The organism is Rufibacter sediminis (assembly GCF_014269285.1).
Classification (GTDB): domain Bacteria; phylum Bacteroidota; class Bacteroidia; order Cytophagales; family Hymenobacteraceae; genus Nibribacter; species Nibribacter sediminis.
In genome coordinates this window covers 24,076-37,888 of record NZ_JACOAF010000008.1, presented here as the reverse complement: position 1 = coordinate 37,888, position 13,813 = coordinate 24,076, and the positions used below count along the sequence as shown (strand labels likewise).

Sequence of the window (13,813 nt, the reverse complement as noted above, 5' to 3'; positions counted from 1 at the left end):
CACTGGCAAACGCTTCAGCAGCTTCACTTTACGCATTCTGGCACTGCATTTGGAACCTGGTTTTCTGGGCTGAAGAAGGAGACGAGGCAAACGGCTACTTCCGTTTAGGGGCTGTTTTCGGGAAACCAGCCCCTAAACAGCCGGTGCTGGGGAAGATCAACTCGCCCAAACAAAGGCTTTCCTACACCATGTTTACCCGCGTTTTTGTAAATCGGGTGTGAGTAGCCAAATCGTTCCTAGACGCAGACGACTTAGAGCAAAGCTATGATCAAGAATTACCTAAAGATTGCCTGGCGAAATCTGCTGCGCCACAAAGCGTACTCGGCTATCAACATCATCGGGTTGGCGACCGGCATCTCGGCGTGCTTGCTTATTTTCCTGTACGTGCGCCACGAGCTGACCTATGAGCAGGAGTTTGCCCACGCGGAGAACATCTACCGCGTGACCAGCCGCATGACGTTCCAGGAACAGGACGACAAGTTAGCCTTGACTCCCAAACCGCTGGCGGACTACATCAGGCGAGGCATGCCGGAGGTAAAACACGTGGCCCGGATTAGCACCGTCGGGAAACAAACCCTTTGGGTAGATCAGCAACCGTTTCTGGAAGAGCACCTGTTTTTCGCCGACAGCACCTTTTTCCAGGTGATTCCTTTTCCGTTTCTGGCCGGTGATCCGGTTACGGCTTTGCAAGCGCCCGGCACTATTGTGCTCTCAGACGAACTCGCCCGGAAATTCTATGGCGGGGTAGAGCAGGCACTGGGAAAATCTCTCCAGTTCAGCCATAACCGCTATACCGTGACCGGCGTTTTCAAGGACACCAACCACTCGCACATCCGGGCCAATGCCTTTCTCTCCATGGTCACCCGCGACGCCGCAGAACGCAGCGGGAAAGATGCGGCCGAGGCCGCCGAAAGTGTCAACCACTGGCTGTACTTTGGCTACTACACGTACTTCACGCTGCACAACCCGGCTTCGTTGCCCGTGTTCGAGCAGAAACTGGCCGATCTGGTGACCCGCTACGCCGTGCCCTGGATGCAGGAAAACCAGATCTCGGCCTCCATGAAACTGTTTGTGCAGCCCATCTCCCAAATCCACCTGAGCAATGAGTTTGGCAGTGACCTAAGTGCCGCCGGTAACCGATCCTACGTGTACATCTTCACCGTGGTGGCGGTGTTCATCCTGCTCATTGGCTGCATCAACTACATGAACCTGGCTACCGCGCGATCGGCTAAACGCGCCCGCGAAGTGGGTTTGCGCAAAGTAGTGGGCGCGTACCGCAGGCAGATCATCGGGCAGTTTTTAGGCGAGTCCATCCTGATCACGTTATTGGCCTTGCTGCTGGCGCTGGCCATGACGGAAGTGTCTTTGCCGGTCTTCAACCAGCTCACCAGAAAAGAATTTACCCTTTCGTCTTTCTACAGCCCTGAATTTGCGCTGCTCATTCTGCTTATTCTGCTTTTTGTGAGTTTGGTGGCGGGCAGTTACCCCGCCTTCTTTCTGTCTGGCTTCAACCCCATAGACGTGCTCAAGGCAGATAAAAACCCCAGGGGCAGCAACGCGTGGCTCCGCCAGTTTCTGGTGGTGGTGCAGTTCACCATCTCGCTGGTTTTGATCATCGGGACGGCCGTGGTGTACAGCCAGCTTCAGTTTCTGAAAAGCAAGAACCTGGGGTTCACCAAAGAACAGATCCTGGTCCTTGACTTACCCAAAGCAGACTCCCTGCTGATCAAACAACTGCCCGTCTTCACGCAGAAACTGGTCCAGCACCCCAACGTCTTGCAGGTGGCTACAGCAGGCAACATTCCGGGCGAGAAACTCAACCAGTTACGGATGATTGTGGAGGAAAAAGACGGCACGGAAAAAGACCGGGCCATGAACGTGATGTTTGTGAGCTATGGTTTCCTGGAGTTGATGGGCATTCAGACCAAAGAGGGCCGCATGTTCCAGAAAGACCTGCTTTCTGACCGAAAGGGAGCGGTCATGATCAATGAGGCCGGGGCCAAATGGCTGGGCTGGGAAAACGCCATCGGGAAGCACGTGCAAGTCATGGACTATGATGCCCGCGTGATTGGGGTGGTGAAGAACTTCAACTTTGAGTCGTTGCACCATGCCGTGAAACCGCTTATGCTGGTGCCCATTCAGGCGAGCAATGGCTATCTGGTGGCCAAAGTACGGCCCCAGAACCTGGAGAACACCCTGGCCTTTCTGGAACAGCAGTGGAAAGCCTTTGCGCCCCGGCACCCGCTGGACTATTTCTTCCTAGACGACAATTTCAACCAGCAGTACCAGGCCGAGGAAAAGATGCTGACCGTGTTTGGCTATTTCGCGGCACTCACCATCCTGATTGCCTGCCTGGGTTTGTTCGGGCTGGCCTCGTTCACCGCCGAACAGCGCACGAAGGAAATTGGCATCAGGAAAGTACTGGGCTCTACCGTGCTGGAGATAGTGCTGCTGCTATCTAAAGACTTCGCGCTGCTGGTACTGCTGGCCATTCTCATTGCCTCACCGGTGGCGTGGTACGGCATGAAGAACTGGCTCCAGGATTTTGCTTATCAGGTGAACCTCAGTCCGTGGCTGTTTTTCACGGCGGGGCTGGTCTCGCTGCTGATCGCCATTACCACGGTGGGCGTGCAGGCGGCCAGAGCGGCCTTGCTGGACCCGGTGAAGTCGCTACGGCGCGAATAAACCCTTTTTAGGTCTCCTTTTCAGAAAAGCCCCCCGAAACACCTTTTTGTAAGATTCAGCCCAAACCTGCGACTAACCCGTAGAGGAAAATAATTTCCGGCGGGAAAACGGCCCAGGAATCTTCCGGCAGAGACACCTAAACCGGATAACTTTCGTTTTCTTAGCATTCTCAGATAATATACCCCTATGCTCAAAAAATCTCTGGCGGCCCTGGCGTTTGCCGCCCTCCTGCACTCCCCCCTGCTGGCGCAGAACAACGCCACACCCGCGTATCGTTTCTCCGTAGACCTGGCGCAGGCCAAGGATGACAAATTGCAGGTAACCCTTATTACCCCAGACTTCAAAGAAGACGAAGTGCTGTACCACATGCCCAAAATGGTGCCCGGCACGTACGCCGTGTATGATTTCGGGAAGTTTGTTTCTGAGTTCAATGCCTTTGATAAGAAAGGCAAGAAACTGAGCGTAGAACGCCTGGACCAGAACACCTGGAAAATCAAGAAAGCCAAGAAACTGGCCCGTCTTTCCTACCTGGTAGATGACACCTGGGACACGCCCAAGAAAGAAGACATCGTGTTTGAACCGGCTGCCACGGATATTGAGGAAGGCAAAGTGTTCCTGATCAACACGCACGGGTTCTTCGGGTATTTCGCCAACATGACCAAGGCGCCTTACCAGATCACCGTCAACAAACCGCAGGATTTCTACGGGGCCACGCCGCTCAGAGCCACCAGCTCCACGCCTACCTCAGACACCTACCTGCTGCAAAACTACAACGACCTGGTAGACGCGCCCATGCTGTACAGCCGCCCAGACACCGCCATGCTGAAAGTAGGCAACGCCGATGTCCTCATCGCGACGTACGCCGCTGGCGGCGGAGCCCGTTCCAAGAATCTGGCCGAGCACATCAAACCCATTCTGGAAGCGCAGCGCGCCTATCTGGGCGGCACCTTGCCGGTAGACAAATACGCCTTCCTGATCTACATTGACAACAAACAGAACCGCACCGGCGCTTACGGCGCGCTGGAGCACTCCTACTCCTCGGTGTACTATTTCCCGGAGATGCCGCCCGCTATGCTGGCCGAACAGGTCCAGAACATCTCGGCGCACGAGTTCTTCCACATCGTGACCCCGCTCAACATCCACTCAGAGGAGATCGGGAACTTTGACTTCAGCAACCCTAAGATGTCCAAGCACCTCTGGATGTACGAGGGCGTGACCGAATACTTCGCCCACCACGTGCAAGTAAACCAAAAGCTGACGGAACTGCCCGATTTCCTGACGGAGATGCGCAACAAGATCATCGCCTCGCAACAGGAGTACAATGATGCCCTTTCCTTCACCGAGCTCAGCCTGGGGGCCCTGGATAAGCACGAGAAACAATACGGCAACGTGTACCAGAAAGGCGCGCTCATCGGCATGGCCCTGGACATCAGATTACGTGAGCTTTCCGGCGGAAAATACGGCATCCGGAACCTGATGAAGGACCTGAGCCAGACCTACGGCAAAAACCAGTCGTTCAAAGACGAAGAGCTGTTTGACAAGATCACGGCGCTTACGTTCCCAGAGGTGCGCGATTTCTTCAAGCGCCACGTGGAAGGCAATGAACCGCTGCCGTACTCAGAGATTTTCCGGAAAGTGGGCATCACGTACCAGCCCACCGGCACGCAGAAACGCATCTCTTTGGGTCGGCCTACCATTGGCTATGACCAGGCCTCGGGGCACCTGATGGTGGCCAGCGTGGAGAACCTGAACGCCTTCGGGAAGCAGCTAGGCTACAAGGCCGGCGACCAGTTATGGCAAATCAACGGCGAAGACCTGAACCTGCGCAACGCCACCGATCTCATCAACAAACACGTGATGAACGCCAAGGAAGGCACTCCCATCGCCATCACCGTGGGCCGGAAAGACGCCAATGGAACTGTGAAACCGGTAGTGTTGAAGGCCAATCTGGTATCCGCGGAAGAGACGGTCTCGCACCTGCTCACCCCTGACCCGAATGCTACTCCTGCGCAAATAGCGCTGCGGCAAGCCTGGCTGTATTCCAGCTTGTAAGCGAACCAGATTTGCAGCGGTGCCCGTTTAGGGGCTGTTTTTAGAAAACAGCCCCTAAACGGGCACCGCTTTTTGGGACTATTCTGAGTAGGAAAACGCTTCTGGCACCTAAGCCAAACCAAGGTAAGTACCTGCAAACGATTTAAACTCTTATCTTTAAGGAAGCATAGCCAGAACCCTTTAAAAACATATCAGGGGTTTGGGCGTTATGTTCTAAATCTGACTTCTTCCGGCGTGCATCACCTCTACTTATATTCTCCTGTGCGGGGGCCTGAATCCAGGCGATTTCTTTTGTTTCTGCTGTTTCTGTTTCTCCTGCCTTTCTCTGCGGCCTGGGCGCAAAACCGCGTCACGTTGGGCGGTACGCTTCGGTCGGCGGCTACCGGCGAGGTCCTGATTGGGGCCAGTGTCTCGGTGGCGGGCACCACCACGGGCGTGGAAACCAACACCAACGGCGTGTACACCCTGCCGCTGGACCCCGGCACCTACCAGATTCAGTTCTCGTACATCGGTTTTCAGACCCTGACCCGTGAAGTGGTGCTTACCCGCAACACGCGCCTCAACGTGGAGCTACTGGAGGAAGCTAGCCAGTTGGGCGAAGTGGTGGTGGAATCTGAGCGGAACACGTTTCAGGAGCGCCTTTCCACGCCGCAGATGAGCATGGAAACTCTCTCGTCGCGCGAGGCGAAGCTGCTGCCGGCTCTGTTTGGCGAGGTGGACATCATCAAAACGCTGCAATTGAAACCGGGCATCCAGAGCGGCGGCGAGGGCAGCAGCGGTTTGTTTGTGCGGGGTGGCAGCTCAGATCAGAACCTGGTTTTGCTGGACGATGCGCTGGTGTACAACCCCAGCCACTTGTTCGGGTTCTTCAGCGTGTTCAACCCAGATGCGGTGCGCGGCGTGGAGCTGTACAAGGGCGGTTTCCCGGCCCAGTTCGGCGGTCGGCTTTCCAGCGTGCTGGACGTGAAACTGCGCGACGGCAACCGCAAGGAACATGACGTAAGCGGCGGGATTGGCTTGATTGCGTCGCGTCTTTCGGTGGAGGGGCCTATTCAGAAAGACAAATCCTCGTTCCTGATCTCGGGGCGGCGCACCTACGTGGATGTGTTCACGCGCCTGATCAACAAATCGCAGGAAAGTGACCCGGAGTGGAGTCCCATCCCCGATTATTACTTCTATGACTTCAACGCCAAGGCCAGCTTTGAACTAGGGCCCAATGACCGGCTCTTCCTCAGCGGCTACTACGGCCGCGACTTCTTTAAATTCAACGACGAGGATTTCAACTTCAATTTCAACTGGGGCAACAAAGTAGGCTCAGCCAGATGGGCGCACCAGTTTTCGTCCCGTTTCTTCGTCAACACCACGTTTTCGGCCTCCAATTATGAATATGCCATCAAAAACGAACTGGACATCTACTCCTTCAGCCTGACTTCCAACATCACCGATCTCACCCTGAAATCAGATTTTGAGTACATTTCCTCGGAGCACCACCACCTGCGGTTTGGGGCAGCGGTCACTGATCATCGGTTTACCGTGGGTCGGCTGGAAGCCAACAGCCAGGACGGTACCGTGAACATTGGGGCTGGGAACAAGTACCGGGGTCAGGAATACGGCGTTTACGCCTCTGATGACTGGACCTTCAGCCCGGCGTTCACCCTGAGCTACGGCTTGCGCCTGTCTGGTTTCTACAACGACGGCAAGAACTTTCTGGGCCTGGAGCCCCGCGCCGCCGCCAGCTACCGCTTCTCGGAGACCCTGACGCTAAAAGCCAATTACACCCGCATGTTCCAGTACGTGCACCTGATCTCCAACTCGGGCGCCTCGCTGCCCACTGATATCTGGTATCCGTCCAGCCCCGGCGTGAAACCGCAGCGCTCCGACCAGTACACCCTGGGTCTCACCAAACTCTACAAAGGCAAATACCTCTTGAGCACCGAGGCTTACTACAAAAAGATGAACCGCCAGCTGGACTTGCGTGATGGGGCCGAGATTTTCGGGAACAACGAGCTGGAGCAGGAGTTTGTGTTTGGCACCGGCGACAGCTACGGCCAGGAGTTCTACGTGGAGAAAAAGGAAGGCAAAACCACCGGCTGGATCGGCTACACTCTTTCTTGGTCAAACCGCACCTTTCCGGACATCAACAATGGCCGCACCTTCCCTACCCGCTTTGACCGCCGCCATGATGTCTCGGTGGTGGCCATCCGGGAGGTGAGCAAGCGCGTCAATGCCACGGCTACCTTTGTGTACGGAACCGGCAACGCCTACTCGCTACCGGTGCAGCGCTTCATCTTCCAGGATGTGAACGGCGAAGATTTCACCGTGATTCCGGTGTACCCAGACCGCAACTCGTTTCGGCTAGCCGCCTACCACCGCCTGGATCTGGGGCTGGTCTACAAACTTCGGCCCAAGCGCGGCACCTCTGACCTCACGTTCAGCGTGTACAACGTCTACAACCGGCGCAACCCGTATTTCGTGTATTTTGAAACCATTGAAGACGAGGAAACGAAACAGATCACCGGCTTTGTAGCCAAGCAGGTGTCGTTGTTTCCGGTGATTCCTTCCGTGACGTATAACTTTAAATTCTGATGGGTATTTCCAGTTTTTTACGGCAACTGTTGCCGCTGCTGCTTCTGGTGAGCTTGCTTTCTTCCTGTGATATGGAGCAGGAGATTGAAGTGAAACTGCCCGACATGCCTACCCAGATGGTGGTGGAGTGTTACCTGATCAATGGTGAGCCCATGAAGCTGGCGCTGCAGGAATCGTCCAGTTATTTCGCCGGGCCCGAGGCGCTGCTGGTGGAAGGCGCCACTGTTACCATCACCAGGAACAACGGCACCCCTGTAACCTTGAAAGACACCGTGCTGGTGGATGAAGTGAACCGAAAAGTGTACACCCACTACAGCCCCGCCCGGGTGCGCGCCACGCCCGGCGATGTGTTCACCCTGGTGATCTCTGACCCCAAAGGCCGACGACTTACCGGCACCACCACGGTGTTGCCCCGCGTGCCCATTGACAGCGTAGGCTACAAATTCAACAGCAAACCCGAGCAAAGCCAAGAGGCCTATCTCTTGGTGCGCTGGCAGGACAATCCCGATCAAAAGAACTTCTACCGGCTGCTGGTCCATAAAAACGACACGTCGGGCATAGACAGTCAATTAGACGCCGAAGTGAACGACCGTCTGCGGAACGGCCAGAAAATTACCTACACCACCACCTACCGCTTCGACCGGAACGACACCCTGACCGTGAAGCTCTTTCACCTGGATGAAGCCTATTATGATTTCATCAGCAGCGTGGAAGACGCCCGCCGCGCCAACGGCAACCCCTTCGCTCAGCCGGTGACTATTAAATCAACCGTGGCTGGCGGCTTCGGCATCTTCACCCACCTGAACTCCGATTCCCAAACGGTGATCATCAAGTAAGCGGCATAGCCAATGGTTCTTCTCCCGTTTTAAAGCTGCTTTTGGAAAACGGCTTCAAAACGCGAGGCGATCAAGGAGCCTTTTTCGTGAAGCCACTGGGTAATTCCTTCGCCTTGGCAGTGTGTTTTCAACCGCAAGCGGAAAGGCGACTGCTTCGGGCTTATTGGTGAGAACAGCAACAAGGGCCGCTGAATGGTAGTTTCGGCTGCTTTATGAAACCGGTTCAAGTGAAGCGTCTAAGACAATCAATAAAACGGCATCGGCTCCAGAAAAACTCTGGAGCCGATGCTGTTTTCAGCCAAATTGAACTACTGACTGAATACTGTTTTAAGGGCAGTTTATGAAAAACAGCCCCAAAACGGAAACGATGGTCCTACGTGAAACACCAACGCTTTTCCAATTCGCCCACAAGATCCTTTCAGGATGACAAGAGAGGAGGGCGACAATGGAGGATGATACTATTAGCAAGCTGATCTAGGATGATCATCCAGGCAGATCATCCAGGAAAATGATGCAAATAGGTCAACCCGCGCAGGGCCAGTTCGCCAATTCTTAGAAAGACCTGCCCCCTAAATCCACGACTCAGGACTCTGGACTCAAGACTCAGAACTCATTTTTATTGCCGCTTGATGAGTTCTTTGATGAGCAGGGTCATGTTGGGCTCGGCTTTGGCGGCGGCATCCAGGATGTCCTGCAGGATCACTTTCTTGATTTTGCCCGGCACGCACAGGTCCGTGATCACGGAGACCGCGAAGACCGGTAAGCCCATGTGCACGGCGGCAATCACCTCCGGTACGGTGCTCATACCCACGGCATCGGCCCCGATGGTTCTGATGTAATGGTACTCGGCTTTCGTTTCCAGCATGGGGCCGGGGGCACTGGCATAGACCCCGGTTTTCACGTCCAGGCCGTGCGCCTGGGCAATCTCCAGGGCCTGCTGCACTAAGCTTTCACTGTACGGCTCGCTCATGTCGGGGAAGCGCGGCCCCAGTTCGTCCAGGTTTTTCCCGATGAGCGGGTTGGAGGGCAACAGGTTGATGTGGTCGGTGATCACCATCAAATCAGAGGTGTTGAAGGCCGGGTCAAGTCCGCCGGCGGCATTGCTCACCAGCAGCTGCTGAATGCCCAGCAGCTTCATCACCCGGATGGGGAACACCACCTGGTCCATGGAGTAGCCTTCGTAGTAGTGGAAACGGCCCTGCATCACCACCACGCGCCGTCCGCCCAGCTCCCCGAAGATCAGTTTACCGGAGTGGCTCTCCACGGTAGAGACCGGGAAGTGCGGAATATCGGCGTAGTTAAGGCTGTAGGCAATCTGGATATCGCGTACCAAGGCGCCCAATCCGGTGCCCAGCACAATTCCGAAATCGGGTTGGAACTGATCGGTTTTCTCACGGATATAGGTACTGGCTTCCTGCAGGGCGGTCATCATAATCTTGGAGTTTAAGTGAGCTGTTTTAAGGCCGTTTTCAGGAAAACAGCCCTGAAACGGGTTCGTTCTGGAAAGGCGCAAGGTCGGAAAAAATAGAGAAAAACCGGACGTAGGGCGGCGGCTTTACACAAAAAAGGCTGCCCTCGGGCAGCCTTTTTCATTGAAGAGAAGGTTCTCTGCTTAGTTGATTTCGATCTCAAACGGCATGCGGGCCTGGATGCCCTGCATCTGCAGCACGCGCTGGTACTGCTGGTAATACGGCAGCATCTCGCCCAGTTCACTGCGCAGCGAGTACATCTTCACCTGTGACTCCGTGTCTGAGAGCAGGTTGTCCATGAAGCTTTTCTGGGCCGGCAAGGTGCGCAGGCGGTACTCGCCCTCTTTCAGTTTGGCTTTGCGGGCCGCAATGGCGATGGCTTGCTCCATGCCGCCCAACACATCCACCAAACCGCGCTGCTTGGCCTCAATGCCGGACCAAACTCGGCCTGAGGCAATCTTCCGCAGTTCTTCCACCGGCATTTTCCGGGATTTGGCGGCTTTGGTGGTGAAATCATCGTAGATGCGTTCCACCTCGCGCTGGATGTGCATTTTCTCGTACGGCGTCATGGCTCGGGTCACCGAGGGCACGTCTGAGAACTTGCCGGTTTTCACGCGGTCAGTGGTGATGCCCAGCTTGTTTTTGAGGAAGTTCTCGGTGTTGACCATCATGCCAAACACGCCAATGCTGCCGGTAATGGTGGTGGGGTGCGCCACAATGGTATCGCAGGCCATGGCAATGTAATACCCGCCCGAGGCCGCCACGTCAGACATGGACGCGATGATGGGTTTCACTTTCTTGGTGAGCATGACCTCGCGCCAGATCACGTCTGAGGCCAGCGAACTGCCGCCCGGTGAGTTGATGCGCAGCACCACGGCCTTCACGTTCTTGTCCAGCCGCGCCTTCCGGATGGCTTCTGACATGCCTTGCCCGCCAATGGTTTCGTCATCGCCTTTGCCGCCCACAATATCGCCGGAGGCGTAGATCACGGCAATTTTATTCGAAGACGAACCCGATTTCTTCTCGGTGTCGGCTACTTTCTTGTAGGTGCCCAGGTTCACCAGCTTCAGCTCCTTGTCTTTCTTAACGCCGGTTTTGCTTTTCATGAAATCGGTGGCCTCGTCATAGTAGCCCAGGTGCGTCACCAAGCCCAGGCGCTTCGCATCGTCGGCGTTGTGCACCAGCATAGAGTCTGACACGTTTTTGAGGTAATTGAAATCCTTCTGGCGGGCGGCGGCAATGTTCTTGAGCATGAAATCATTGAGCGAGTTCAGGAAAGAAGCGGTCTGCTCGCGGCTGGGCTCGCTCATCTTATCCAGAATGAACGGCTCCACGGCGCTTTTGTACTCCCCTACCTTGAAGATATACGGCTGCAGGTCCAGTTTCTCCAGGGTGCCTTTGAAGAACATCACCTCAGAACTGAGGCCGTTCAGCTCCATGGTGCCCTGCGGATTCAGGTAAAACCGATCGGCCACGGAGGCCAGGTAATAGGCTTTCTCGGTGGAGAACTCGCTGTAGGCCACCACAAACTTCTTGGATTTCTTAAAGTCCAGCAGCGCGTTGCGGATTTCCTCTACGGAGGCCATGCCGGCTTGCAGCAGATCCAGGTTCAGGAAAATGCCTTTGATATTGTCATCGGTTTTGGCCTTTTTGATGGACGCTTTGATCTCGTCCAACCCGATTCCCTCTTGCCCGAACATATCGCCAAAGCCCAGTTCTGAGAATGGATTGCGAGGCGTCCGCTCCACCACCGGCTGGCTCAGCTTCAGCTCCAGCACAGAACCCTCGGAGATGCTGACGGTGTCACTGGAAGACGCCGCCGCGGCAATGCCCAACAAGATGAGGAAGCCCACCGTCATAAATAAAAACAGGCCCACAATGGTGGCCAGTACAAACTTAAAGAATTGTCTCATATTGAATTTTTCCTTCCGATAAGCGCGCCCAGGCCCGGCCTGAGGTGTTGCTACATAAGTCGTAAAATAGGCAGAAAACTTACAAATCTTTTCCTGCAGACGCAGCTTTCGCAGAATAGCCGCTTAATAGACTCATGTTCAGGTCGTTCAAACGGAGAAAGCCACGCACAAACGCCTTGGGCTGGAATGAAACGCGGTCAGCTGGCCGGGCGCTTTCTACCCCGCAGAAAATTTTTGGTTTCCCTTTTGGCGTTTCGCGCGTACTTTCAGCAAAACCCGTTATCTGCCGTATATAGGTGTACATGACTAGATGGATACTACTTGCGCTCCTTTTTCTGGGATCGTTCTCTGGCCAGGCGCAATACAAACGCAACCTGAACTTCAAGTATTTCGGTTTGACGCTGCACCCCAAAGGCGATGACAACGCCGAGCTGATGCCCCTGAACCCCGATGGCAAAGGATACCTGGTCTTGAACATTGGCGCCAGCGTGGGCTACGAGCACTTCATCGTCCCGGATAAATTCTCCGTCAAAGCCATCCAGGCGTTCTACGCCGACTGCGCCCTGCGCTTCGCCGGTTTTACCCACCTGGGCGTGCGGGCGGTGGTTTTCCAGATTGGCCGCCACTCGTTGAACGGCGGCATTGGGCCTACGCTGGTGTACCGCCGCAACTGGTCTGAACTGGACGGCTACAACGTGTCTACCTCCTTCTTCGGGGGCTCGCCCAATGATAAATGGCAATACAAAATGGTTTGGTACGCCGGCGAGTTTGAGTACAATTACCGCCTCTCTGACCGCACCGATTTCTCCACCTCGTTTGTGCCCGGCTACCCAGACATCATGAGTCTTTCCTTCGGCATCCGGTACTGGCTCAAAGAAAAAATCAAGGAGTAGCGCTTTCAGGGCCGTTTTTCAGAAAATAGGCTTAAAACGAGAGACAGACGGTTCTCTCCACCAGATTATCGCATACCGTAAGGCCCATCCTCTCCAGTGCTCCTGAGTTGAACCACCTACCCGTACCTGCGTTTACTCACTTTCTTAGCCAAAAACTATCTAAAAGAGGTCCAAACCTTCGCTTTCTCTTTCAGTAAAAGGAAATATAATAAACCCAAGCCAGAAGAAGAACCCATGAACCCCATCCATTCTGCAGAAAGCATTAACTCCTTCTTTGTAAACCAGGTGAAGGATTACGCCATTTTTGCCACCGACACGGAGGGAATCATCAACGCCTGGAACCTGGGGGCAGAACGGTTGAAAGGGTACACCGAGGAGGAGATCATTGGGCAGTATTACGGGATTCTGCACCCAGATCCGTATCAGCAGGCGGGTCTGCCCCAGCGGGAACTGGAACTGGCCCTGAAACAGGGTTCCTACGAGAGCGAGGACTGGCGCAAACGTAAAGACGGTTCCCTTTTCTGGGCCTCGGTTACGCTTACCCCTATCTTCTCCGAAGATGGAAAACACATTGGCTACACCAAAATCACGGGAGACCTCACCAAACAGCGCGAGCTGCAGGAAAAACTGGCTGATCGCCAACAGGATGCCCTGGAGCATAAAAACCAGGAGCTGGAGCGCACCAACCATGACCTGGACAACTTCATCTACACGGCATCGCATGACCTGCGCTCGCCCATCACCAACATTGAGGCCCTGGTAGACTACCTGGAAGAACGGTTAAAGGAAGAGAACAGCCTCAGCCCCGAGAGCGAGGAAGTCCTGAAACGGATCATGGACTCGGTGAACCGCTTTAAGCACACCATTGAAGACCTCTCTGATATAAGCCGGTTGCAGAAAACAAGCCTGGAGGGGGAAGTAACCGAAGTAGTCACCAACATCCAAGAAGTCTACGATGACATCATGGCCGACCTGGACTATCCCACCAAACAGAAAATCTGCTTCATTCAGACCGATTTTCAGGTGCACCAGCTCAACTTCTCCAAAAAGAACTTCCGCAGCATTCTGTACAACCTGATCAGCAACTCCATCAAATACCAGTCACCAGAGCGCGACTGCATTATTGCGGTGCATACCCGGCTGGAGGAACCGTACGTGGTGCTGTCTGTGGAGGACAACGGCCTGGGCATGAACGATCGGCAGCAGGGGCAGCTTTTCGCCATGTTCCGGCGCTTTCATGACCACGTAGAGGGCACCGGTATCGGCCTGTACATGGTCAAGCGTATTGTGGAGAACGCCGGCGGCAAGATTGAGGTGAAAAGCAAAGAAGGAGAAGGCACCGAATTGAAAGTTTACCTCAAGTCTGCCATGTGACACCT

At 54.8% G+C, this 13,813-nt stretch carries 9 protein-coding genes; 6 read left to right on the top strand and 3 right to left on the bottom strand.

Going from position 1 to position 13,813, the window contains the following annotated elements; genetic code table 11:
• The first annotated feature begins 264 nt into the window (after positions 1-264).
• From H7U12_RS03070 to H7U12_RS03055, 4 genes are all read left to right on the top strand, one after another.
• Positions 265-2,685: an ABC transporter permease gene (locus H7U12_RS03070; RefSeq protein ID WP_186632715.1), complete on the top strand. Its 2,421-nt coding sequence runs from the start codon at positions 265-267 to the stop codon at positions 2,683-2,685.
• A gap of 186 nt (positions 2,686-2,871) precedes the next feature.
• A complete protein-coding gene (locus H7U12_RS03065) occupies positions 2,872-4,737 on the top strand; it encodes a M61 family metallopeptidase (RefSeq protein ID WP_186632712.1) in 1,866 nt (621 codons plus the stop codon).
• A 291-nt stretch (positions 4,738-5,028) separates the two neighbouring features.
• On the top strand, positions 5,029-7,323 hold the full coding sequence (locus H7U12_RS03060) for a TonB-dependent receptor (RefSeq protein ID WP_194362496.1): 2,295 nt from the start codon (positions 5,029-5,031) through the stop codon (positions 7,321-7,323).
• Entirely contained in the window at positions 7,323-8,159 is an 837-nt protein-coding gene (locus H7U12_RS03055) for a DUF4249 domain-containing protein (protein WP_186632709.1), read from the top strand. The genes H7U12_RS03060 and H7U12_RS03055 overlap by 1 nt, the downstream gene beginning before the upstream one ends.
• A 616-nt stretch (positions 8,160-8,775) precedes the next feature.
• Here the strand turns inward: H7U12_RS03055 and H7U12_RS03050 are convergent.
• The 3 genes from H7U12_RS03050 to H7U12_RS03040 all read right to left on the bottom strand — a co-directional run bounded on the left by H7U12_RS03050 (position 8,776) and on the right by H7U12_RS03040 (position 11,845).
• A complete protein-coding gene (locus H7U12_RS03050; RefSeq protein ID WP_186632706.1) occupies positions 8,776-9,591 on the bottom strand; it encodes a purine-nucleoside phosphorylase in 816 nt (271 codons plus the stop codon).
• Positions 9,592-9,771: 180 nt separating this feature from the next.
• Positions 9,772-11,541: a signal peptide peptidase SppA gene (gene sppA / locus H7U12_RS03045; protein WP_186632703.1), complete on the bottom strand. Its 1,770-nt coding sequence runs from the start codon at positions 11,539-11,541 to the stop codon at positions 9,772-9,774.
• Positions 11,542-11,620: 79 nt separating this feature from the next.
• Positions 11,621-11,845: a hypothetical protein gene (locus H7U12_RS03040; protein WP_186632700.1), complete on the bottom strand. Its 225-nt coding sequence runs from the start codon at positions 11,843-11,845 to the stop codon at positions 11,621-11,623.
• Between H7U12_RS03040 and H7U12_RS03035 the strand changes: the two genes are divergently transcribed.
• Complete coding sequence (locus tag H7U12_RS03035) at positions 11,844-12,434, top strand: hypothetical protein (RefSeq protein ID WP_186632697.1); 591 nt, start codon at positions 11,844-11,846, stop codon at positions 12,432-12,434. The genes H7U12_RS03040 and H7U12_RS03035 overlap by 2 nt on opposite strands.
• Positions 12,435-12,668: 234 nt before the next feature.
• A complete protein-coding gene (locus H7U12_RS03030) occupies positions 12,669-13,808 on the top strand; it encodes a sensor histidine kinase (RefSeq protein WP_186632694.1) in 1,140 nt (379 codons plus the stop codon).
• Positions 13,809-13,813 lie beyond the last annotated feature (5 nt).

Excerpts from the sequence above, each read along its gene's own strand:
- H7U12_RS03070 (WP_186632715.1), top strand. The coding sequence starts at position 265 with ATGATCAAGAATTACCTAAAGATTGCCTGGCGAAATCTGCTGCGCCAC.
- H7U12_RS03065 (WP_186632712.1), top strand. The coding sequence starts at position 2,872 with ATGCTCAAAAAATCTCTGGCGGCCCTGGCGTTTGCCGCCCTCCTGCAC.
- H7U12_RS03055 (WP_186632709.1), top strand. The coding sequence starts at position 7,323 with ATGGGTATTTCCAGTTTTTTACGGCAACTGTTGCCGCTGCTGCTTCTG.
- H7U12_RS03050 (WP_186632706.1), bottom strand. The coding sequence starts at position 9,591 with ATGATGACCGCCCTGCAGGAAGCCAGTACCTATATCCGTGAGAAAACC.
- sppA (WP_186632703.1), bottom strand. The coding sequence starts at position 11,541 with ATGAGACAATTCTTTAAGTTTGTACTGGCCACCATTGTGGGCCTGTTT.
- H7U12_RS03035 (WP_186632697.1), top strand. The coding sequence starts at position 11,844 with ATGACTAGATGGATACTACTTGCGCTCCTTTTTCTGGGATCGTTCTCT.
- H7U12_RS03040 (WP_186632700.1), bottom strand. The coding sequence starts at position 11,845 with ATGTACACCTATATACGGCAGATAACGGGTTTTGCTGAAAGTACGCGC.
- H7U12_RS03030 (WP_186632694.1), top strand. The coding sequence starts at position 12,669 with ATGAACCCCATCCATTCTGCAGAAAGCATTAACTCCTTCTTTGTAAAC.